Raw genomic sequence first — 19,015 nt, forward strand, 5'->3', positions numbered from 1 at the left:
TGAGCCGTTCGCCTCGACTTCCGATCCCCGTTTGCTGAAGATCCGACGAAGGTCACAGGGCGCAGCGTGTGTCGCTTGTGGATCAGGGCGCGAGCAGCTTCTTCATCGTGGCGATCTCGGTCGTCTGTGCAGCCTTGATCGACTTCGCGAGAGCGACGGCATCGGGGTCCTTGCCGTCGGCGATTTCGGTGTCGGACATCTGCACGGCGCCTTCGTGGTGGGCGATCATCGACTCGAGCCACATCTGGTCGAAGGTGTCGCCGGTCGCGGCGCCAAGGTCGCTCATGGCCTGGTCCGACATCATCCCCGGCATGCTGTCGCTGCTTCCCGAGTCCATGCCGTCCATGCCACCCATTGACTCGTCCGGGACGTCCTCGCCCCAGCCCTTCAGCCATCCGCTCATGGTCTCGATCTCGGGGCCTTGGGCGGCCTTGATCTCCTCGGCCAGGGTCCTCACGGCGGGCAAGGACGCTTGGGTCTGAGCCATCTCGGCCATCTGCACGGCCTGCAGGTGATGAGGAATCATGTCAGTGGCGAAGGTGACGTCTTGCTGGTTGTGACTGACTGAGCCGCCGCTGGAGCTATCGGCGCCGTTGCTGCCGCAGCCAGCTAGGGCGAGCGTGAGTGCGACGATGAGCGTGGTCAGGCTGAGCGCCTTCTTCATGGGGTTTCTCCTGCTGAGTGGTCGAATCGGCGTGGGACGAGAGGGTCTCGCCGCTTTCTGGCCAGCGCGCGTCAGACTGAGCGCATCATTCGGACGAGCCTGACGCGCCTGGTCTGGGTGTCCGGCGGAGATCTTGTGAAGATTCGCTGAAGACCGGCACCCGGCAGGCCCGGGTAGCCGGATGGCTACCGGTCGGCCGGGGACAGCCGCACGGTGAACGTCGCGCCGCGTCCGGGTCCAGGACTGAGCGCAGTGAGGGTGCCGCCATGTGCTTCCACAAGTGCCTTGCTGATGCTCAGCCCGATTCCCGAGCCGCCGCGGTTGCGATCCCGGGCTGTGTCGACCCGGTAGAACCGGTCGAAGACATGGGCCAAGTGCTCGGGTGCGATGCCTTCTCCAGAGTCGGCGATGACGAACTCGACCCATCGGTCGTGGCGGCGGCAGCTCAGCGTGACGCTGCCCCCGGACGGGGTGTGACGCAGGGCGTTGTCGAGCAGGTTGCTCAGGACCTGACCGATGCGGTCGGGATCCGCCGACACCGGGTCGTTGGCGCTCAGGTGCGTGTCGAGGTGGACGCTCTTCGCCGTGAAGCGATCTCGGGCACCCTCTGATGCTGCCGAGACCAAGGCGCTTGCCTCGACGGCTTGCCGATGGATGTCGAGGGCGCCCTCTTCTGCCTGGGAGACCGCTGCGATGTCTTCCGCGAGCCGGCCGAGTCTGCTGGTGCTGAGGCGGATCACGGTGAGGGTGTCCTCATCGAGGCTGCGCACCCCGTCCTCGACGGCCTCCAGATGTGCCTCAACCGTCGCCAGAGGGGTCCGCATCTCGTGGGCGAGGTCGGCAAGCATCCGCCGCCGGATCGCCTCGACGTTCCCGAGCCGCTGGGCCAGCGAGTTGTAGCTCTCGGCGAGCGTGGCGAACTCGACTCCGAGACCCGGGTCGGCAACCCGATCGTCATAGCGTCCGGCAGCGACCTCGGAGGCCGCCGAGGCCACCTGACCGATCGAGCGCTTTACGCGGCCGGTGAAGTACCAGGTCACTGCCAAAGCGGTGATGGTTGCGGCCAGGAGCGCGACCGAGATCGAGATCAGAAGCGCGGACCTGAAGGCCTCCTCGACGTGCTGGCCCTCGGCTGACGTGTGCGAGACGCCCGCCCGGTGCAAGTGATCACGGAAGATGCTCGGCCCCACGAACGACGCGACGACCCACGTCGTCACCGCACCGGCGACAAGCACCAAGGCTTGCGCCGAGAGGAGCCGCGAAGCGAAACCCCACCGCACTCGGCCTTGGACGCTCACTGGCCAGTTCCCATCCGATAGCCGACGCCGCGCACCGTGCGGACGTACAAGCTGTCCGCCGCGTCGTCGCCCAGCTTGCGGCGCAGGTGGCCGACATGGACGTCGACCAAGTGCTCGTCCCCGACCCAGGACGGGCCCCAGACATCGTCGATGAGCTGGCGCCGGCTAAAGGCCATCCGGGGCCGAGCCGACAATGCAGCCAGCAGGTCGAACTCGGTCCGGGTGAGAGCCACGGGTACGCCGTCGAGCCAGACGTCCCGCCCGTCCGTATCGATGCTCAAGGCGCCAAACGTCCGCACCTCGGCCAGGGGGTCACCCGGGCCGCCGAGCTCTCGTGACTGTCTCGGACGGCGCAGCATCGCCTGCACCCGCGCCATCAGTACGCGGGGACTGAACGGCTTGGTCAGGTAGTCGTCGGCGCCGACAGAAAGTCCGATCAGGGTGTCGATCTCGTCGCTGCGCGCGGTCAGCATCACCACATACGCATCCGAGAAGGTCCGAATCTGACGACAGACCTCGACTCCATCCAGGCCCGGCAACCCCAGGTCGAGGACGACGACGTCGGGATCGACCTCGCGGGCAAGCGCCACCGCCTGTAGGCCGTCGTGGCTGATGGAGGCCTCGAAGCCGTCGCGCTCGAAGTAGCTACCGATCAGGTTCGCCAACGAAGTCTCGTCCTCCACCACCAAGGCCCGCATGCCTGATGACGGCCGCTGTGGCGGCGCCGTCGCCTCAGCCGCCTGGGCCTGCGGCTCGGGATGGCTGAGGTCCGACATGGCCTTCATGGTGCCAGCCGAGAGCGGCCTCGATCACGCCCTGCACGCCAGTGGACCACATCTTCAGTGAACCTTCACAGAACCACGACCAGTCAGCCGTCGTCCGGGGAGCACAGTGGAGACAACGAACAACCAAGGAGCTGAGCACCATGATGGGTTGGTACAACAACGGAGGCATGGACACCGGGAACTGGATCGCCATGATCCTGATGATGAGCCTCTTCTGGGGCGCCGTGATCTTCGCCGGCATCATGATCTTTCGAGGCACCACCAACAGCCGCGGCGACCGCAACAGCGCGCCGACCAACCAGACGGCTCACCGTGACCCGATGGACATCCTCAACGAGCGGTTCGCCCGCGGCGAGCTCGAGAACGAGGAGTACGAAGCCCGCAAGGCCGTCCTGCTCGGCACCAAACGCTGAGCCGACGACGTTCTGGCGGCATGAAGTCGCGAGCGAACCTCGACGAGAGCAGGCAGTCGGCCTCTCTCGGATATCGAAGGACATCAGACATGACCAAGACCACCCTCGTCGCACTTCCGTTCGCAATCGGCCTGCTCATCGCTCTGCCGGGCGCCGCACAGGCGGACCCAGGCCCGGGAAACTTCGGCCAACACGTATCCACGTGTGCGCAGACCACGGGACTGAACGGCGACCACAATCCCGGAATGCATCACGGAGCCAGCGGCTGGGACGGCATGCCCTGCTGAGCAGCATCCCCGCGGCTCACCTTCGGCCTGACACACCAGTCAACGACGGGTCGGAAGCGCACCAGCCGTGCACGTATACAAAGCCGTCGCTGCCTGTCTGAGTCGAGCGAGCCTAGCCCGCGCGGCTCGGTGCGGCGCCGGCGGTCGTCCTGACCAGTACCTCGGGGGCCCGCGCCCGCCGCGAGGTCTGACGTTGCTGTCGTTTGCGCCTATCGGCGCTCGCCGGCACGAGGGCTCGGATTGGGCTCGGTTAGATTCGCAACCGTGCGCAACGGAGTACCGACGTCTTCAGGCGACGAAATCAGCATCTCCGCAGGTCAAAGGCGACTTCGGGCCGATGGACGCAGCCGGCCGCAAGGGATCGCGGCCACGCTCAGCCGCTTCGACCTGTTCCCGATGACTCATCACGTGGAATGCGTCGCGCTGCTCGAGCCGCACCGCTGACGCGACCGGGGTTGTCTCCTCTCGCGTACGCGCGGGAGGGTGGCGCCATGGCCACCTACGCCGTCAACCGCGACGCCGTCGCCCATGCCCGCAGGCTGATCGACGCGAAGCAGTACGTCCTCGACAGCGACTGGGGTGACGTGCAGCCGGACGCCGAGGCGCAGAACGCCTACCTCGGGAAGCACCCGTGGGCCGACTACGGCGCATGGCACCTCGGGTTGACCGAGGGGGCCAACGACGAGACGAAGGCCCGGCACGCGTTCGGCTACGGCGACTTCCGGCGGGTGCACCGCAGCGGCCTGATCGCGTGCGTCTACCGGGCCTCCGAGTGGCGACACAAGAAGGTGGAGCTCGCAGCGCACGAGCTGCTCCAGCGGCTGGACGAGGTCGCGGGGATCGGCCGGGACTAGCGCCCTGCGGCTTGCGCGATGCCCCGCAGGGCATCGTCGCGATCGGTCGCGTCGACCACCGACCAGCCGTGCTCCTCCGCCAGGTCGAGAAGCTGCTGGCGTCCCTCGAGTACCAGCGCATCGCCCCCGCGCTCCTCGATGATCCGCGAGATCACCGCGGTGACGGGTGTCTCCGTGCGGTGGTGCAGCCGATCGAGGAGTACGTCGGGCGCCACGTCGAGGACGACACCGGCGTACGTCGCTCCCGCGTCGGCGGCCGCCTGCTCGAACCGGTCGACCTGGGCGGGGGTGACGATGAGCTGGGGGAGCACCACGTCGCGACCGGAGGACAGGTAGGCGGTGATCAGCGCCAGTGCAGAGGCGCGTACGGCCTCGCCGGTGCCGACGAAGTCGTCGGCCCAGCCCGACACCCAGGAGCGCAGGTCGTCGATGTCGCAGACCAGCGTGCCGGGGTGTCGTTCGGCGTGGAGCCGCGCCAGCGTGGACTTGCCGACGCCCGAGGGACCGTTGAGATGCAGGAGTGTGGGCACCGGGAGAGGCTAGACGCCCTGTGATATCTTGACGTCAAGATACTACGATCCCAGAACTTAGGGTCGCCTGTCTTCCCGCCCCCACCGGGGCGACGGCAAGATGGGCCTGAACCCGCGAACTCCCGAGGAGATGTGGCTGATGGCCAGTCAGGACAGCTTCGGTGCCAAGAGCACCCTGGACGTGGACGGCAAGTCCTACGAGATCTATCGCCTCGATGCGATCAAGGGAGAGGGCCTCGACGTCGAGAGCCTGCCCTTCTCGCTGAAGGTGCTCCTGGAGAACCTGCTCCGCACCGAGGACGGCGCCGACATCACGGCCGACCACATCAAGGCGATCGCCGGCTGGGACGCCGCGGCCGACCCGGACCAGGAGATCCAGTTCACGCCGGCGCGCGTGATCATGCAGGACTTCACCGGTGTGCCCTGTGTCGTCGACCTCGCCACGATGCGCGAGGCGATGGCCGAGCTCGGCGGCGACGCCACCAAGATCAACCCGCTCGCGCCGGCCGAGATGGTCATCGACCACTCCGTCATCGCCGACGTCTTCGGCTCGCCCCAGGCGTTCGAGCGCAACGTCGAGATCGAGTACGAGCGCAACCGCGAGCGCTACCAGTTCCTGCGCTGGGGCCAGGGCGCGTTCGACGACTTCAAGGTCGTCCCGCCCGGCACCGGCATCGTCCACCAGGTCAACATCGAGCACCTCGCCCGCGTGGTCATGGTGCGTGACGGCGTTGCCTACCCCGACACCTGCGTCGGCACCGACTCCCACACCACCATGGTCAACGGCATCGGCGTGGTCGGCTGGGGCGTCGGCGGCATCGAGGCCGAGGCCGCGATGCTCGGCCAGCCGGTATCCATGCTGATCCCGCGCGTGGTCGGCTTCAAGCTGTCCGGCGAGCTGCCCGACGGCTCGACCGCCACCGACCTCGTGCTGACGATCACCGAGATGCTCCGCGAGCACGGCGTGGTCGGAAAGTTCGTCGAGTTCTACGGCGAGGGCGTGTCCGCGCTGCCGCTGGCGAACCGCGCCACGATCGGCAACATGAGCCCGGAATTCGGCTCCACCATCGCCGTCTTCCCGATCGACGAGCAGACCGTCGACTACCTGCGCCTCACCGGCCGCCCGGAGGAGCAGCTCGCGCTCGTCGAGGCGTACGCCAAGGAGCAGGGGCTGTGGCATGACCCGAGCGCCGAGCCGCGTTACAGCGAGCGCCTCGAGCTCGACGTCTCTACGGTCGTCCCGTCGCTGGCCGGCCCGAAGCGTCCGCAGGACCGCGTCGAGGTCACGAACGCTCAGGACAGCTTCCAGAAGGCGCTGGCCGACTACACCGAGGACAAGGCCGCGAAGGCGACCGTGTCGCTCGACGGCCAGGAGTTCGAGATCGGCCACGGCGCGGTGACCATCGCGGCCATCACGTCGTGCACCAACACCTCCAACCCGAGCGTGATGATCGGCGCGGCGCTTCTGGCCAAGAAGGCCGTCGAGAAGGGCCTGTCGCGCAAGCCGTGGGTCAAGACCACGCTGGCGCCCGGCTCCAAGGTCGTCTCGGACTACTACGACAAGTCCGGCCTCACGCCGTACCTCGACAAGCTCGGCTTCAACCTCGTCGGCTACGGCTGCACCACCTGCATCGGCAACTCAGGCCCGCTGATCCCCGAGGTCAGCGCCGCCGTCAACGAGAAGGACCTCGCGGTCGTCTCGGTGCTGTCGGGCAACCGCAACTTCGAGGGTCGGATCAACCCCGACATCAAGATGAACTACCTCGCGTCGCCGCCGCTGGTGGTCGCGTACGCGCTGGCCGGGTCGATGGACCTCGACCTGTTCAACGACGCGCTCGGCCAGGACCAGGACGGCAACGACGTCTTCCTCAAGGACATCTGGCCCAGCCCGCAGGAGATCGAGACCACGATCGCGCAGGCGATCAGCTCGGAGATGTTCAACGACTCCTACAAGGACGTCTTCGCCGGGGACGAGCGGTGGCAGTCGCTGCCCACCCCGGAGGGCAACACGTTCGCGTGGGACCCCGAGTCCACGTACGTCCGACGTCCTCCCTACTTCGACGGCATGCCCGACGAGCCGGAGGCGGTCACCGACATCGTCGGCGCTCGCGTCCTGCTCAAGCTGGGTGACTCGGTCACCACCGACCACATCAGCCCGGCCGGCGCGATCAAGAAGGACAGCCCGGCCGGTCACTACCTGGCCGAGCACGGCGTCGAGCAGCGTGACTTCAACTCCTACGGCTCGCGCCGCGGCAACCACGAGGTCATGATCCGCGGCACGTTCGCCAACATCCGGCTGCGCAACCAGCTCGCCCCCGGCACCGAGGGCGGCGTCACGCGCGACTTCACCGCCGACGGCGAGGTCACCAGCGTCTTCGAGGCGAGCGAGCACTACCAGGCCGCCGGCACGCCGCTGGTCGTCCTGGCGGGCAAGGAGTACGGCTCCGGCTCGTCGCGCGACTGGGCCGCCAAGGGCACCGCGCTCCTGGGCGTGAAGGCCGTCATCGCCGAGTCGTACGAGCGGATCCACCGCTCGAACCTCATCGGCATGGGCGTCATCCCGCTGCAGTTCCCGGCCGGCAAGACCGCCGACGACCTGGGCCTGACCGGTGCCGAGATCATCTCGATCTCCGGCATCATCGAGCTCAACGACGGCACCACGCCCAAGACCGTCACGGTCAAGGTGGAGCCGGCTCCGGGCACCGACCAGTCGTTCGGCGAGACCAGCGAGTTCGAGGCGACCGTCCGCATCGACACCCCCGGCGAGGCGAACTACTACCGCAACGGCGGGATCATGCAGTACGTCCTCCGCAACCTGCTCAAGGCCTGACCTCTCGTCGGACCTCCCGGTACCTAGGGACGATCTGGTAGGCGGACGCGCCCGTCCACCCACCATTTCGTCCCTAGGTACAGCGGAAAAGATCGGCCGAGGACCCCTCCGAATCGCGGCGACGCAGCGTATGGACATGTGACGCTGTCCTGCACACGGAGGGGTCCCGCTCATGTCCGCACCACCCAGCGAGGTCGTCGACCGGCTCGAACGCCTGGCCGACCACGCTCCGCGATCCACGGTCGACCCCGACGTGTTGTGGGGACGTGGGCGACGACGGCAGGGGCGGCGATGGCTGGCCGTCGTCGTGTGCGCAGCGGTCGTCTCCGGCCTCGGTGCCACCGCGATCCCTCCTCTGGTCCGACTGCTCGACCCGCCGGTGGCCACGCAGCCTCAGGGCGACCGCCAAGTCCTGCCCGACCTGATCAGACGGCCGGGACAGTGGGAGCCCGCCTTCGAGAAGGCGCCGGGACCTCTGTCGGTCGTCGGTTTCGGCACCCGTGCCGGAGTCAGCCCTGATCGCGCCAGCTTGTGGGGCGCCTCCGCGGAGACCGGCGAGACGCGCTTCCTCGACCTGCCGGGCGTCACGGGAGGTCTGCTCGCTGCCAGGCTGTCGCACGACGGCACCCGGCTGGCGTACCTGTACTCCGACGAGTCGGCTGAGACAGCGATGGACGATGAGACGCCCTCGGTCACCGGCGTCGCGGTCGTCGACCTCGTGACAGGGGTCGAGAGGCGCTGGGACGCCCGTACTGTGAGCAGGGCCTGGGTGTGGCGCCGCCGACGGTGGCGGGAGGAGACGGCCGACGTCCTCCCGGAGTCGCTCGCCGATGCCCCGGACCACGACGAGCTGGTGGCCGTCCGCTCCGCACTCGCCGGACTGGCGCCGCGGCGGCGCCCGGTGCTGGTGCTGCGCTACTACGAGGGACTCAGCGAGGCCGAGATCGCCCAGCACGTCTCGATCTCGCCGGGCACGGTCAAGTCGCATGCGCGCGACGGCCTCGCGCGGATGCGGACGGTGCTGCCCCGCGACGACGGGCCGTGGGACGCCGTACGCCCGGCGTTGTCGTGACTCAGTAGCCTGACGCGGTGAGCGACGCCGAGCCCCCGATCGACTCCGCGCCGGCCGAGGCGACGGATGAGACGTACGACGAGACGTACGCCGAGCCGCCGGTCGTCGAGGAGCAGCGCTCGAGCCGGTCGCCGCTCGTCCTGGCCACCGTGGGCGCGGTCCTCGTGCTCGGCGCGGCCCTGGCGGCCCCCTTGGTCGACCAGGCCCTCCGCGGCGAGGAGCAGGTGCAGCGCGCGCTCGACCTCACCCTCGTCGAGACGTGGGAGATCACCGACCGGGCGCACACCACGGACGACGTGACCTACGACCAGACGCCGCCCGCCGGTGGCGAGCACGCTCCGATCTGGCTGGCCTGCGGCGTGTACGACGAGCCGGTGCGCGACGAGAACGCGGTCCACGACCTCGAGCACGGCACGGTGTGGATCACCCACGACCCCGCCCTGTCGGCGGACGACGTCGAGGCTCTGGCGGCCGAGCTTCCCGACAACGGGATCATGTCTCCGCGGGAGGGCCTGCCCTCACCCGTCGTGGTCACCGTGTGGGGTGCGCAGCTCCAGCTCGACAGCGCCGACGACAAGAGGCTCGGCCTCTTCCTCGAGGAGTACGGCGACGGGCACACGGCCCCGGAGTTCGGCGTCACCTGCGAGGGCGGCACGCCCGATCCCACCGGAGCGCTGCCGGAAGAAGGCGTGAACGCCTGATCCCCCGGCAGCGAAGCCGGGTCAGCGCTGCAGGAAGGTGAGCAGCGCCCGGTTGAACTCGTCGGCGTGGCTCACGTTGAAGCCGTGCGGCGCGTCCTGGACGACGACCAGCTCGGAGCCGGCGATCGCCTCGTGTGTGCGCTTGCCCGAGCCCTCGAAGGGGACCGTCGCGTCACTGTCGCCGTGGATGACGAGCGTCGGCACGGTGACCTTGGTGAGGTCGTCGCGGAAGTCCGTCGTGCCGAAGGCCTCCATGCAACCCAGGGCGGCGGTCTGGTCGCTCTGGTGCGCCATCGCGATCGCCTCCTGGCGCTGCTCCTCGGTGACCTTGAGCTCGCCGTTGGCCGAGAAGAAGTCCTTCGTGAACCCGTCGAAGAACGTCGTGCGGTCGGCCTCGAGGCCCTCGGTCATCTCCTGGGCGGCGTCCTCCGTGAGGGGACCGTCCGGGTTGTCGTCGGACGTGAGCAGGTACGGCGGGACCGCGGCTGCGAAGACGACCGAGTGCAGCCGGTCCTGGCCGTGGCGCGAGATGTAGCGGGCAACCTCGCCGCCACCCATCGAGAAGCCCACCAGGGTCACGTCGGTGAGGTCGAGCTCGGACAGGACGCCGTCGAGGTCGTCGGCGAGCGTGTCGTAGTCGTAGCCCTTGGACGGCTTGTCGCTACGGCCGAAGCCGCGGCGGTCGTAGGCGACGACGCGGTAGCCGGCTGCGCTCAGCGGACCGACCTGCTCGCTCCACGACTCGCCGGACAGCGGCCAGCCGTGGATCAGCACGACGGGGCGACCGGTGCCGCCCGAGTCCTCGACATGGACCTTGGTGGAGCTGAGGAGTCCGGAGCTTGCGGTGACCTCTGTCACGTCATGTCCTTCCGTAGTCGGCGCCCCCTCGTGGGGTGCCTGTTCCTTCGTCCAACGTAGCGTCTTGTGCACAAGACGTTTCACCCGATCGGGTGGTTCGCCCCCTTCGGGCGCCGACATCCGTCCCGGGTACGGCGGCCAGCTCACGGCGAAGGTCGAGCGCATCGCGCAGGCGTTGGGCGGGGAAGGACCGTTCCAGGTCTAGTCCGGTCGTGGTCAACGACCTCGCCGTCCCCCAAACTCGAATCGGGATGGCAAGGAACTCGGTACTTGTCGGGGAGTGCGCATGGTGCATGCGACGGGGTTGCTCGAGGCCCTCGTGGACGTGTTCGCGGAGTCCGTGCGCGCCCTGGACGACGACCGGTCGACCCACGAGGTGATGTGTCGTGGGGTCGCCGTGGCCATCGGCGCCACCGTGTCGGCCTTCGTCCGGCTCAACGCACCGACCCAGCGCTGCACCGTGACGTGCTGGTACCAGTACGAGCACGCCATGGCCCTGCGGTTCGTCACCAACGAGCCGATGACCGACGAGCGGGTGCATCCGGGCGACGCCGGTGCCGGCGCACGGATGTGGCACCAGAGCCTGGCCTTCGGCATCCTCAAGGACCTCCTCGGCCAGGTCGAGTACGCCGAGCTGCCGCTCGGGATGCATCCCACCGAGACCCGGCTCGCGGTGTTCGCGCGCCCGGACAGGTTCAGCCACGACGACTTCGAGCTCCTACGTTTCTGTGCCGGACCGCTTGGCGCCGTGGACCGGCACCTGCACCTGCTTGACGATGGCCGTACGGCGCCGGCCGAGCGATCCGGCCAGGCAGACAGCGCCGGGCTCACCCGCCGCGAGCTCGAGGTGCTGGCCCTCCTGAGCCAGGGGCTGATGGCCCGCAGCATCGGACTGAGCCTGGGGGTGTCGCCACGCACGGTGAACAAGCACCTCGGCAACGTCTACCGCAAGCTCGACGCACATGATCGGTTGGTGGCGGTGAAGAAGGCGCAGGACTTCGGCATCCTGCCCGCGGGCATCCGCTAGCGCACGCGTCGGTCACCCGCAAGGTGTCAACAGTGCGTATTCCGGCGGTCCAGGTTGCTTCCTACGGTCCAGAGGTGGCCCTGTGCCGACCGGGGGGAGGCCAACACGTGAAGCAGCACCTGATCGCGAAGCTCTGGGAGCCGTTGGCTGCCGGGCTGCGGATCCCTGACTGGATGACGTTCATCGAGGACAAGTCGGTGATCATCACCGAGCTCGACGGACGGGTGGACCCGGTGCTCCGCCTGGCCGGCCTCCGCTACTGGGTGACGCGGGAGTTCCAGCCGGCCACCGCGGAGTGGAGCCCGGCAGAGAAGGCACAGGGGCTCGACCGCACCTATCGCGTCCTGCTCCTGGACGACGCGGTCGCGGACGACCGGCTGGTCGACCGCGTCCGGCAGGTGCCGACCGTCGAGGACGCACGCCGGCTGGACGTCGTCGAGGCCGCGGTGCCGCCCGCGGAGCTCGCCCACCAGACCTCGATCGGGCGATCGCGCGGCGAGGCGATCGGCCTCGGCTACGCCCAGGCCGCGACCCGTGGCCGGCCCGACGTCACCGTCGCGGTGCTCGACACCGGCGTCGACCTCGGCCACCCGGAGCTGCAGGGTCGGATCGCTCAGCAGGCGGACTTCGTCGACCTCCGTGGACTCGACACCAGTGCATTCGTCGGAGACGTCAAGGACTACGACGGCGTGCCCGATGACGAGGTCGGCCACGGCACGCACGTGGCCGGCATCATCGCCGGCCGCGGCCTCCAGATGGACGAGGGCATCGCGCCGGAGTGCCGGATCCTCGCCGTCAGGGTGCTGGCCACGATGAAGTCGGGCGACCGCCTGGTCGGTGCGGGGATCGTGGACAACATCAACCCGGCGATCAAGTGGGCGGTCGACCACGGCGCCGACATCATCAACATGAGCCTGGGCATCAAGCACACCGGCGGTGGGCTGCCGCACCAGGACGTCATCAAGTACGCACTCGCCAAGAACGTGGTGGTGGTTGCTGCCAGCGGCAACGACGGCAGCCCGGCCCGCTACTACCCGGGTGCACTGCCGGGTGTGGTCGCCGTGGGTGCCTCTGACCAGGGAGGCCAGCCGGCCCGGTTCTCGTCCTTCGGTGCCGAGATCACGGTGATGGCGCCGGGGGTGAACATCCTGAGCTCGCACGCGCGTCACGGGTACGCCGTCGCCAGCGGCACGTCGCAGGCCTCGCCGTTCGTGGCCGGATGCGTGGCACTCCTGGTGGCGCATGCACGCAACCAGGGCCGCGTCCTGACGACGCACGACCTCGTCGAGATCCTGCGCAACACGTCGGACCGGGTGGACACCCGGACCCGTCACCGCCAGGCGGGATACGGCCTGATCAACATGACCGACGCGATGAAGCTTCTCACCTACTCGCTGAACTAGAAGCGGAAGAGGGCGCACCATGACCATGACCACCCACAACGGGATCGCTCCGTTCAGGCTGCGCCGTACGCTCGACGGGTCGACGCGCGACGTCGACCCGCTGGTCGCGGAGCACCTCGCGGAGCTCGAGACCCTCCTGGGCAGGAAGGTGTTCTCGAGGCCCAAGGCCTCGAGCGGCGGCGCATCGGGTGCAAGGAGCAACCGCTCCGCCGCGAAGGCGGTCGCGGGCAACGGCGCGGCAGCGGCCTCGTCCGTCGCCCTGCCGCTGCCGTTGTCCCTCAAGGCACCGCTGACGCCCCGCCGTCCCGAGGGGACCGACCGGTGGGAGCCGAAGTCGCTGGCCGCCGTGATGAGCGCCGCCAAGGAGGCTCGGGTCGAGTTCACCCTGGGCGACGTCATCGACATGGACGCCGTGCTGTCGCAGCTGAGCTACGAGTTCGACGAGCTGGTGGAGCGCAACTGGTCGTCGCTCTCGTTCGACCAGCGCACCGTCCTCGACCCCGCCCACGCGAACATCCGCCGCTACCTGCTCGCCGTCGGCTACTTCGCCATGGACCTCACGACCGCGCTCGGCCTGTTCAACTTCGTGGCCCGCAACAGCCGCGGAGCGGCGAAGATCCTGGAGTACGCCACGATCTCGGCGGCGCGGACGTGGATCTTCCAGGAGAACCTCGACGTCGACTACCTCGACGAGACGGACGAGGTCATCAAGGACCTCCTCGAGGCGCGCCTCTCCACGTCGACGGAGGCGTTCGTCCCGGCGGTGCGCACCGTCGTACGACGGCACATGAACGACGGCCAGTTCGAGAAGCTCCTCGACAAGAACAAGGCGCTCTTCCCGGCGGCGTACCGGCTGACCCTGATCGAGTACCTCAAGCGGGCACCGATGAAGGTGACCAGCGACAACGTCGCCTACTACATCCCGCTCTACGTCTCGCAGATCGCTGGCGGCGTCGACCTCGACGACCAGGTGGAGTCCCGCGAGCAGTCGGACCAGGACTTCGAGGTCGACTTCTTCACCGACGACCGCACGCTGATCCAGGTCAACCGCACGTCGGTGAAGTGTGCCGCGCAGCTCTTCTACACGATGGTCCTCGGCGACGAGCTCCAGGTGTTCGACGCGGTCAACTACTTCACCCACAAGTACCTCGTGGGCCAGGGCTTCGAGATCACCGACCCCCGGCTGCGCCGCGACCTGCAGATGTACGTGTTCTCCAACCAGTTCACCGTCACCGACTCGGGGTCGCGGGTGAACAGGGTGGTCGACCGCACGCAGCCGGCCGAGCGGCAGATGTTCTACCGCCAGGTCTTCAACCACGGCGCGGGACAGGTCACCGAGGACGTGGTGGTGAACGACGAGTTCCAGCGCCTGTGGAAGGTGCTGATGCTCGAGTCGGCGAAGTACCTCGAGCGGGCGCAGATCAGCCCCAACCCGACCAGCTACGTCTCGCGGCAGAACGTGATGCAGGCCGTGGAGGACCTGCAGTACAACCTTTCCCTGGCATGCACCGGGATGGCGACGGTGATGACACCCCTGATCTACGACGAGCTGGACTTCGTCACGCGGCGCATCCTCATGCACGACGAGGTACGCCGGCAGCTGGCGCCCAGCGGCGGGAGCTGGTGGAAGGTGGTGGAGACCCTCGTCCTGGGCATGAAGCACGTCCGCCCACGTGCCACCGTCCTGAACAACAAGGCGCGGCTGGGGCACAACATCCTGCGCGCGGTGGCGGAGTACGACCCGGCCACCTTCGAGCTGGACGAGAACTTCGCCCGCTTCATCAGCGACGTCGAGGCCTTCATCACCACGCAGAGCATCCTCCAGGAGTCGTTGACCGACGACCTGAAGGGCGCCGACGGCGAGCACGACACCTATGAGCCGGACTCCGAGGGCAGCATGGCGTCCCCGCAGCCGTCGACCCGCGAGCCGGACGGCTCTCCCCAGTCCGGCGAATGGGACTTCTGACCGGTCGATCCAGAGCGAGATTGCGGAGGTCGACCAATGACTGACTACATGAGCCACGACGAGCAGATCGTCCAGCTCGCGCGTGCGAAGGCCGTCGACGTGCTCGGCCCGAGCAGCGTCTTCCAGACGCTGCCCCTCGCCGAGCAGCAGAGCGTCTACCTGGCGCTCGTCGACGAGGAGATCCGCAAGCAGGAGGAGTCGCGCGGCATCTACCGGCAGATGGCGACCGACTCCGGCAAGGAGATGGGCTACAAGGGCTACGACCCCGGCTTCGGCGGCGACACCCAGGCGTTCACCGACCTCGTCGACTCCGTCGACTTCCCCCAGTTCGTGGGGGACCTGCTGAAGGCCGTCTTCGACGCCAACCTCAAGGTCATGAAGACGCAGACCGACTCCTACATCAAGCTCATGAAGGAGGCCACGAAGTCGACGGCCGACTTCATCAAGAAGGTGGGCGACGACGAGTCGTTCGCCCGGCTCGCCGAGTCGCGTCCCGGCCAGTACAACGTGGTCACCGAGAAGCAGGCGGACGGTTCCAACAAGCTCCAGCTGACCAATCCCGAGGGCGACAAGGCAGACCCCGAGGACGCCGAGGTGAAGCGCCACATCCTCGAGGCCAAGATCAACATGGCCAAGGAGCACCGGGCGGCCCTGCGCGAGGTGCTGCTGATGGGCGTCACCCGGCTGGTGGTGAGCAAGGGCCTGATCGAGGCGGGCGTCGAGTTCTCGGTGAAGGCCACACGGGCCAGCAACGCGTCCCACCAGGACCAGAACATCAACACCGCCAACCTCGAGACCGGGTTCGGCGGGGGCCTGGGCGCGCTGTTCGGCGGGCCCAGCGGCAGCCTCTCGGTGCAGAACACGAACATCCAGGTGAACACCTCGGACAAGAAGGCGACCGACGACCTGTCGGCCACCCTCAAGGGGCTCGTGAAGATCGAGTTCAAGACCGACTACTTCAAGCTCGACAACTTCGCGTCGATGTACGCCGACGGGGGAGTGAAGGCGATCGCCCCGGGCGGGGCCGCTGGCGGCGCGCCGCCGCCGGCGAAGTAGAAGGCCGTGGGGCGACATGGGCCTCGCAGTCCTCGCTCTCGAGAACGACGCCGCGGGGCAGCTCCAGCTCACGGCGGACACCGGCACCAACCCGTGGTACCTGCTGAGATTCGGGAAGAAGGTGGGAAGACGTGATGGCTTCGACGACATCGACGACCTCGTCCACACGACTGCCCTCGCCCGCAACCCCCGGGCCGGGTGGGCGTTCGACACCCGCGTGGCGGTGCGGGTCCCTGCGTCACTCGTGCGCGAGGCGAAGTACGCCCAGCTGGTCAGCTTCAAGGACGAGCGTGGCCGCTCTCCGGCGTACTCGGCGCACGTGGTCCTCGTCCTCGGTGCCGGCGACGACCGGCTGCTCACCTTCTCGTTGGCTGCTCCCATGAGCGTGTCCGCCTTCGAGACGCCGCGTCGCGTGCCGTGCCGCACGGTCGCCGAGTCGTTCACGCTCGCCCCCTCGCTGGGCGACCTCCTGGGCCAGATCGTCAAGCTGGCCGGTCCGGTCGTGGCCGACCTGCTCAAGCCCGCGGGCCAGCTGGCGGGCCAGCCCACGGGGGCAGGTCAGCCGGCGCCCGGCATGGCCGGCAGCATCGTCGACATCCTGCGCGCGATCCTCGGTGCGGTGGCCGCGCCCGCGCCCGTCCCAGTGTCCACCGGCAAGTCCCTCGTCCGCCCCATGTCGGCAGGTCCCGCCACCAACCGGTTCCACCGCCCGACGTACGCCGTCCAGCAGATCTTCGGCATCGACGACGCGATCCTGGCCACGATGATCGGACCCGTGCTGCAGGTTCTGCCCCAGCTCCTCAACGCGGCCTCCCAGGAGAAGATCCAGCTCCGGCAGGCGAACAACAAGCTGGTCACCGACCTCATGGCTGGGCTGGACCGCCGCCGGATGATGGAGCTGCTCGCCCAGGCCAGGGCCGCCTCGCCGGGCAACCCGGCACTGGCAGCCCTCAACGGGCTGTTCGAGGAGGAGGCGGCGAAGGCGGCGCAGCAGCCGGTCGCGCCCGTCGCCGGGCAGAGCCTCGAGACTGCACCGGCCCCACCCGCCGCCACCAGCAGCCGGGCAGCCCTCGCGTTCGTGCTGGCACAGGGCGTCGAGTGGTACGGCGCGCCCCAGCACCTCTTCGCCAAGGCCCGCCCGATGGCGTTCCGCCTCCAGCTGGAGGTCGGCGCCTCCGGACCCAAGCGTCCGCTGCCGCGGTCCGTGGTGCACCTCGTGGTCAAGGACGCGACGGAGCGGGTGCTGCACCAGCAGGACTTCCGGCTGCTCGACGTCGAGCCGGGCAAGCCCGTGGTGCTCAGCATGGACCCGGGCGACGTCAGCCACCTGCCGACCAACGTCCCGCTCTCGGTCGCCGCGCAGCTGCGCTGGCCCGGCGCCCGTCCCGGCTCGGCCTACCAGGCGTCGGCGATCACCGAGGTCGTCCTGGTCGACAAGGTCTTCGTGACCGGTCAGGGAGGGCCCGTCGCTGCGGACCAGGAGCTCGTCGACATGCAGACCTACCGGTCGTTCTGGAACAAGGTCTGGGAGTCGCCCACCACCCAGGCCACCCCCGACGGGGACGGCAGCTCACACTGGAACGTCGAGGCGGCGATCAAGTACGCCGTCCTGTTCGCACCCGGCCAGTCGGCCAACGGCCTGATGGAGACCAAGGGCCTGACGGTCGCGCCGGACCCCGAGAGCCCGGTCGACCGGACCGAGGGCAGGTTCAAGGGCGGACTGGAGCTGAGCTTCGGCGAGGTCAACAAGCTGCTGCCGCTGTGGCCCGGCGAGCAGCCCCTCCCGCCCGACACGCTGGCGGCGGTGGCCACCGCGGAGTTCGCCCGGCACACGGCCGGCGAGGCGATCCACTCCGTCCGGCTCAAGGGCGGCAAGCGCGAGCGCGGGCTGGTCTGGGCGGTGCCCGTCTTCACGCTCCGTGACGTCCACCTCGGCGTGGTCGAGGCGACCGACGAGTCGGGGCAGGTGACCACCGTGGGCCGTCAGGAGGCGCGGTTCCCCGTGCCGTCCGCGGTGCGCGTCCTCACCATGAAGTCGGAGGCCTGACATGGAGTACTACACGGTCCTGGCCGACGACGAGGAGACCACGACCGCCGCGGCCGAACCGGCGTACGAGTTCGCTGGCTTCGAGATCGTCGCGTCGGTGAAGGTCGCCCTGACCCCACCGGCCGCGGCCACGACCCCGGCCACGGGGCGGTGACGAGCATGGACGAGGCGTTCGTGCCGCTCAGCGTGATGATGCGGGACATGGGCACGCCCCCCGCCGACCTGGTCGACGAGGAGGCGGGTGTGCACACCTACGTCACCCGCTTCGAGCTCGAGTCGCCCGTCGAGCTCGACATCGGTGTCGACGAGCACGGCCGGGTCCTCATCGGCTCCAACCCGCCGATCTACGACGTCGACACGTCCTACCGACCGGCCTACCACCGGATCCGGTTCACGGCCGAGCGTACGGAGGTCCTCGGATGACCATCGAGAACACCGCCTGGCAGCTCGAGGACTTCGTGGACTCCCTCGTCGTCGAGCTCGACAAGACCCGCGAGACCCTCGCGGTCAAGGCCGTGAACAAGCCGCTCAGCTACTCGGTCAAGGAGGTCAGCCTCGACCTGCAGACCTTCCCGTCCTACGACGGGGACCAGGTGCGCTTCGTGACCGCGCAGCCGGGTCAGGAGGGCGCCTCCAAGATCACCATCCAGCTGAACTCGATCACCGACCAGCAGGTGCGCGCCACCACCAAGATGCCCGGGGCACGTACGGACATCCCGATCGGTCGCATCCCCGTGGACAAGGCCACGAAGAAGACACTCCGGAAGCTGGGGGTTCAGTCCGTGGACGACCTGGAGCACCTCAAGCAGAGGAACGTCGACCTGGACCAGGTCGGCGACGGGGACATCGACTACACCACGCTCAACAAGCAGATCCAGAAGTCCCGGCGCGACCAGGCGCCCCCGGTGGTCACGGCGGTGAGCCTCGGCCTCGATGAGGACCGGCGGCCCTGCCTGCTGGTCCAGGGGACGAACCTGTCGGTGAACCCGGCCTTCCCGCCGGTTGCCGCCCTCAACCAGCGCGTTGTCGAGGTGGTCTCGCGCAGCAATGAGGAGCTGCAGCTCCGGCTGGAGCACGACCTCGAGGCCGACAACGAGCTGGTCGTCGCGCTGGACGAATTCTCCGTCGTCAAGGTCAACGTGAAGGCGCGATGAGTAGCCCTGTGTCAACGTCAGGCGGCCTCGAGGTGGTTGAGGACTGCTTGCAGCGCGTTGTGTTGGGTGG

20 protein-coding genes are annotated in these 19,015 nt (G+C 68.5%); 15 read left to right on the plus strand and 5 right to left on the minus strand.

What is annotated here, in order from left to right:
- Positions 1–82 precede the first annotated feature (82 nt).
- The 3 genes from EUA94_RS21420 to EUA94_RS21430 form a co-directional block, all read right to left on the minus strand.
- Positions 83–664: a DUF305 domain-containing protein gene (locus EUA94_RS21420; protein WP_129428950.1), complete on the minus strand. Its 582-nt coding sequence runs from the start codon at positions 662–664 to the stop codon at positions 83–85.
- Positions 665–849: 185 nt separating this feature from the next.
- On the minus strand, positions 850–1,899 hold the full coding sequence (locus tag EUA94_RS21425) for a sensor histidine kinase (RefSeq protein ID WP_242495133.1): 1,050 nt from the start codon (positions 1,897–1,899) through the stop codon (positions 850–852).
- Between the two features lie 59 nt (positions 1,900–1,958).
- Positions 1,959–2,738, minus strand: a complete 780-nt coding sequence (locus EUA94_RS21430) for a response regulator transcription factor (RefSeq protein ID WP_129428952.1) — start codon at positions 2,736–2,738, stop codon at positions 1,959–1,961.
- Positions 2,739–2,914: 176 nt separating this feature from the next.
- Between EUA94_RS21430 and EUA94_RS21435 the strand changes: the two genes are divergently transcribed.
- The 4 genes from EUA94_RS21435 to EUA94_RS21450 all read left to right on the plus strand — a co-directional run bounded on the left by EUA94_RS21435 (position 2,915) and on the right by EUA94_RS21450 (position 4,301).
- Positions 2,915–3,160 carry an SHOCT domain-containing protein gene (locus EUA94_RS21435; RefSeq protein ID WP_165357095.1) on the plus strand — a complete coding sequence of 82 codons (246 nt, stop codon included), beginning with the start codon at positions 2,915–2,917 and terminating at the stop codon, positions 3,158–3,160.
- An 89-nt stretch (positions 3,161–3,249) separates the two neighbouring features.
- Positions 3,250–3,447 (plus strand): hypothetical protein, encoded by a 198-nt coding sequence (locus tag EUA94_RS21440; protein ID WP_129428954.1) that lies wholly within the window; start codon positions 3,250–3,252, stop codon positions 3,445–3,447.
- A 264-nt stretch (positions 3,448–3,711) separates the two neighbouring features.
- Positions 3,712–3,891 carry a hypothetical protein gene (locus tag EUA94_RS21445; RefSeq protein ID WP_129428955.1) on the plus strand — a complete coding sequence of 60 codons (180 nt, stop codon included), beginning with the start codon at positions 3,712–3,714 and terminating at the stop codon, positions 3,889–3,891.
- Between the two features lie 47 nt (positions 3,892–3,938).
- Positions 3,939–4,301, plus strand: coding sequence for a hypothetical protein (locus tag EUA94_RS21450; RefSeq protein ID WP_129428956.1), 363 nt, complete (start codon positions 3,939–3,941; stop codon positions 4,299–4,301).
- On the opposite strand, the gene EUA94_RS21455 is transcribed toward EUA94_RS21450, so the two are convergent.
- Positions 4,298–4,831, minus strand: a complete 534-nt coding sequence (locus EUA94_RS21455) for an AAA family ATPase (protein ID WP_129428957.1) — start codon at positions 4,829–4,831, stop codon at positions 4,298–4,300. The two genes, EUA94_RS21450 and EUA94_RS21455, sit on opposite strands and share 4 nt — an antisense overlap.
- A gap of 139 nt (positions 4,832–4,970) precedes the next feature.
- Between EUA94_RS21455 and acnA the strand changes: the two genes are divergently transcribed.
- The 3 genes from acnA to EUA94_RS21470 all read left to right on the plus strand — a co-directional run bounded on the left by acnA (position 4,971) and on the right by EUA94_RS21470 (position 9,434).
- Complete coding sequence (gene acnA, locus EUA94_RS21460; protein WP_129428958.1) at positions 4,971–7,661, plus strand: aconitate hydratase AcnA; 2,691 nt, start codon at positions 4,971–4,973, stop codon at positions 7,659–7,661.
- 172 nt (positions 7,662–7,833) lie between these two features.
- Positions 7,834–8,733 carry a sigma factor-like helix-turn-helix DNA-binding protein gene (locus tag EUA94_RS22825; RefSeq protein ID WP_242495126.1) on the plus strand — a complete coding sequence of 300 codons (900 nt, stop codon included), beginning with the start codon at positions 7,834–7,836 and terminating at the stop codon, positions 8,731–8,733.
- Between the two features lie 17 nt (positions 8,734–8,750).
- On the plus strand, positions 8,751–9,434 hold the full coding sequence (locus EUA94_RS21470; RefSeq protein ID WP_129428959.1) for a DUF3105 domain-containing protein: 684 nt from the start codon (positions 8,751–8,753) through the stop codon (positions 9,432–9,434).
- 21 nt (positions 9,435–9,455) lie between these two features.
- Here the strand turns inward: EUA94_RS21470 and EUA94_RS21475 are convergent, their stop codons facing one another.
- Complete coding sequence (locus EUA94_RS21475) at positions 9,456–10,292, minus strand: alpha/beta fold hydrolase (RefSeq protein WP_242495130.1); 837 nt, start codon at positions 10,290–10,292, stop codon at positions 9,456–9,458.
- Between the two features lie 286 nt (positions 10,293–10,578).
- On the opposite strand from EUA94_RS21475, the gene EUA94_RS21480 reads away from it, so the two are divergent.
- From EUA94_RS21480 to EUA94_RS21510, 8 genes are all read left to right on the plus strand, one after another.
- The gene (locus EUA94_RS21480; protein WP_129428961.1) at positions 10,579–11,319 is read left to right on the plus strand and encodes a helix-turn-helix transcriptional regulator; all 741 of its coding nucleotides are present in this window, start codon (positions 10,579–10,581) and stop codon (positions 11,317–11,319) included.
- Between the two features lie 107 nt (positions 11,320–11,426).
- On the plus strand, positions 11,427–12,722 hold the full coding sequence (locus EUA94_RS21485; protein WP_129428962.1) for a S8 family peptidase: 1,296 nt from the start codon (positions 11,427–11,429) through the stop codon (positions 12,720–12,722).
- A 19-nt stretch (positions 12,723–12,741) separates the two neighbouring features.
- A complete protein-coding gene (locus tag EUA94_RS21490; RefSeq protein ID WP_129428963.1) occupies positions 12,742–14,688 on the plus strand; it encodes a hypothetical protein in 1,947 nt (648 codons plus the stop codon).
- A gap of 36 nt (positions 14,689–14,724) precedes the next feature.
- Complete coding sequence (locus EUA94_RS21495) at positions 14,725–15,744, plus strand: hypothetical protein (RefSeq protein ID WP_129428964.1); 1,020 nt, start codon at positions 14,725–14,727, stop codon at positions 15,742–15,744.
- A 16-nt stretch (positions 15,745–15,760) separates the two neighbouring features.
- Positions 15,761–17,791 carry a hypothetical protein gene (locus EUA94_RS21500; RefSeq protein WP_129428965.1) on the plus strand — a complete coding sequence of 677 codons (2,031 nt, stop codon included), beginning with the start codon at positions 15,761–15,763 and terminating at the stop codon, positions 17,789–17,791.
- A gap of 1 nt (position 17,792) precedes the next feature.
- Positions 17,793–17,945: a hypothetical protein gene (locus EUA94_RS22315; RefSeq protein WP_165357096.1), complete on the plus strand. Its 153-nt coding sequence runs from the start codon at positions 17,793–17,795 to the stop codon at positions 17,943–17,945.
- 5 nt (positions 17,946–17,950) lie between these two features.
- Positions 17,951–18,214, plus strand: a complete 264-nt coding sequence (locus tag EUA94_RS21505; protein ID WP_129428966.1) for a hypothetical protein — start codon at positions 17,951–17,953, stop codon at positions 18,212–18,214.
- The gene (locus EUA94_RS21510) at positions 18,211–18,945 is read left to right on the plus strand and encodes a hypothetical protein (RefSeq protein WP_129428967.1); all 735 of its coding nucleotides are present in this window, start codon (positions 18,211–18,213) and stop codon (positions 18,943–18,945) included. The genes EUA94_RS21505 and EUA94_RS21510 overlap by 4 nt, the downstream gene beginning before the upstream one ends.
- Positions 18,946–19,015: the final 70 nt, after the last annotated feature.

Origin of the sequence: Nocardioides zhouii (genome assembly GCF_004137345.1) — a bacterium.
GTDB classification, from domain to species: Bacteria; Actinomycetota; Actinomycetes; order Propionibacteriales; family Nocardioidaceae; genus Nocardioides; species Nocardioides zhouii.

Coding starts and splice junctions, on each gene's coding strand:
- EUA94_RS21420 (WP_129428950.1), bottom strand. CDS start 664: ATGAAGAAGGCGCTCAGCCTGACCACGCTCATCGTCGCACTCACGCTC.
- EUA94_RS21430 (WP_129428952.1), bottom strand. CDS start 2,738: ATGTCGGACCTCAGCCATCCCGAGCCGCAGGCCCAGGCGGCTGAGGCG.
- EUA94_RS21435 (WP_165357095.1), top strand. CDS start 2,915: ATGGACACCGGGAACTGGATCGCCATGATCCTGATGATGAGCCTCTTC.
- EUA94_RS21440 (WP_129428954.1), top strand. CDS start 3,250: ATGACCAAGACCACCCTCGTCGCACTTCCGTTCGCAATCGGCCTGCTC.
- EUA94_RS21450 (WP_129428956.1), top strand. CDS start 3,939: ATGGCCACCTACGCCGTCAACCGCGACGCCGTCGCCCATGCCCGCAGG.
- acnA (WP_129428958.1), top strand. CDS start 4,971: ATGGCCAGTCAGGACAGCTTCGGTGCCAAGAGCACCCTGGACGTGGAC.
- EUA94_RS22825 (WP_242495126.1), top strand. CDS start 7,834: ATGTCCGCACCACCCAGCGAGGTCGTCGACCGGCTCGAACGCCTGGCC.
- EUA94_RS21480 (WP_129428961.1), top strand. CDS start 10,579: ATGGTGCATGCGACGGGGTTGCTCGAGGCCCTCGTGGACGTGTTCGCG.
- EUA94_RS21490 (WP_129428963.1), top strand. CDS start 12,742: ATGACCATGACCACCCACAACGGGATCGCTCCGTTCAGGCTGCGCCGT.
- EUA94_RS21495 (WP_129428964.1), top strand. CDS start 14,725: ATGACTGACTACATGAGCCACGACGAGCAGATCGTCCAGCTCGCGCGT.
- EUA94_RS21500 (WP_129428965.1), top strand. CDS start 15,761: ATGGGCCTCGCAGTCCTCGCTCTCGAGAACGACGCCGCGGGGCAGCTC.
- EUA94_RS22315 (WP_165357096.1), top strand. CDS start 17,793: ATGGAGTACTACACGGTCCTGGCCGACGACGAGGAGACCACGACCGCC.
- EUA94_RS21505 (WP_129428966.1), top strand. CDS start 17,951: ATGGACGAGGCGTTCGTGCCGCTCAGCGTGATGATGCGGGACATGGGC.
- EUA94_RS21510 (WP_129428967.1), top strand. CDS start 18,211: ATGACCATCGAGAACACCGCCTGGCAGCTCGAGGACTTCGTGGACTCC.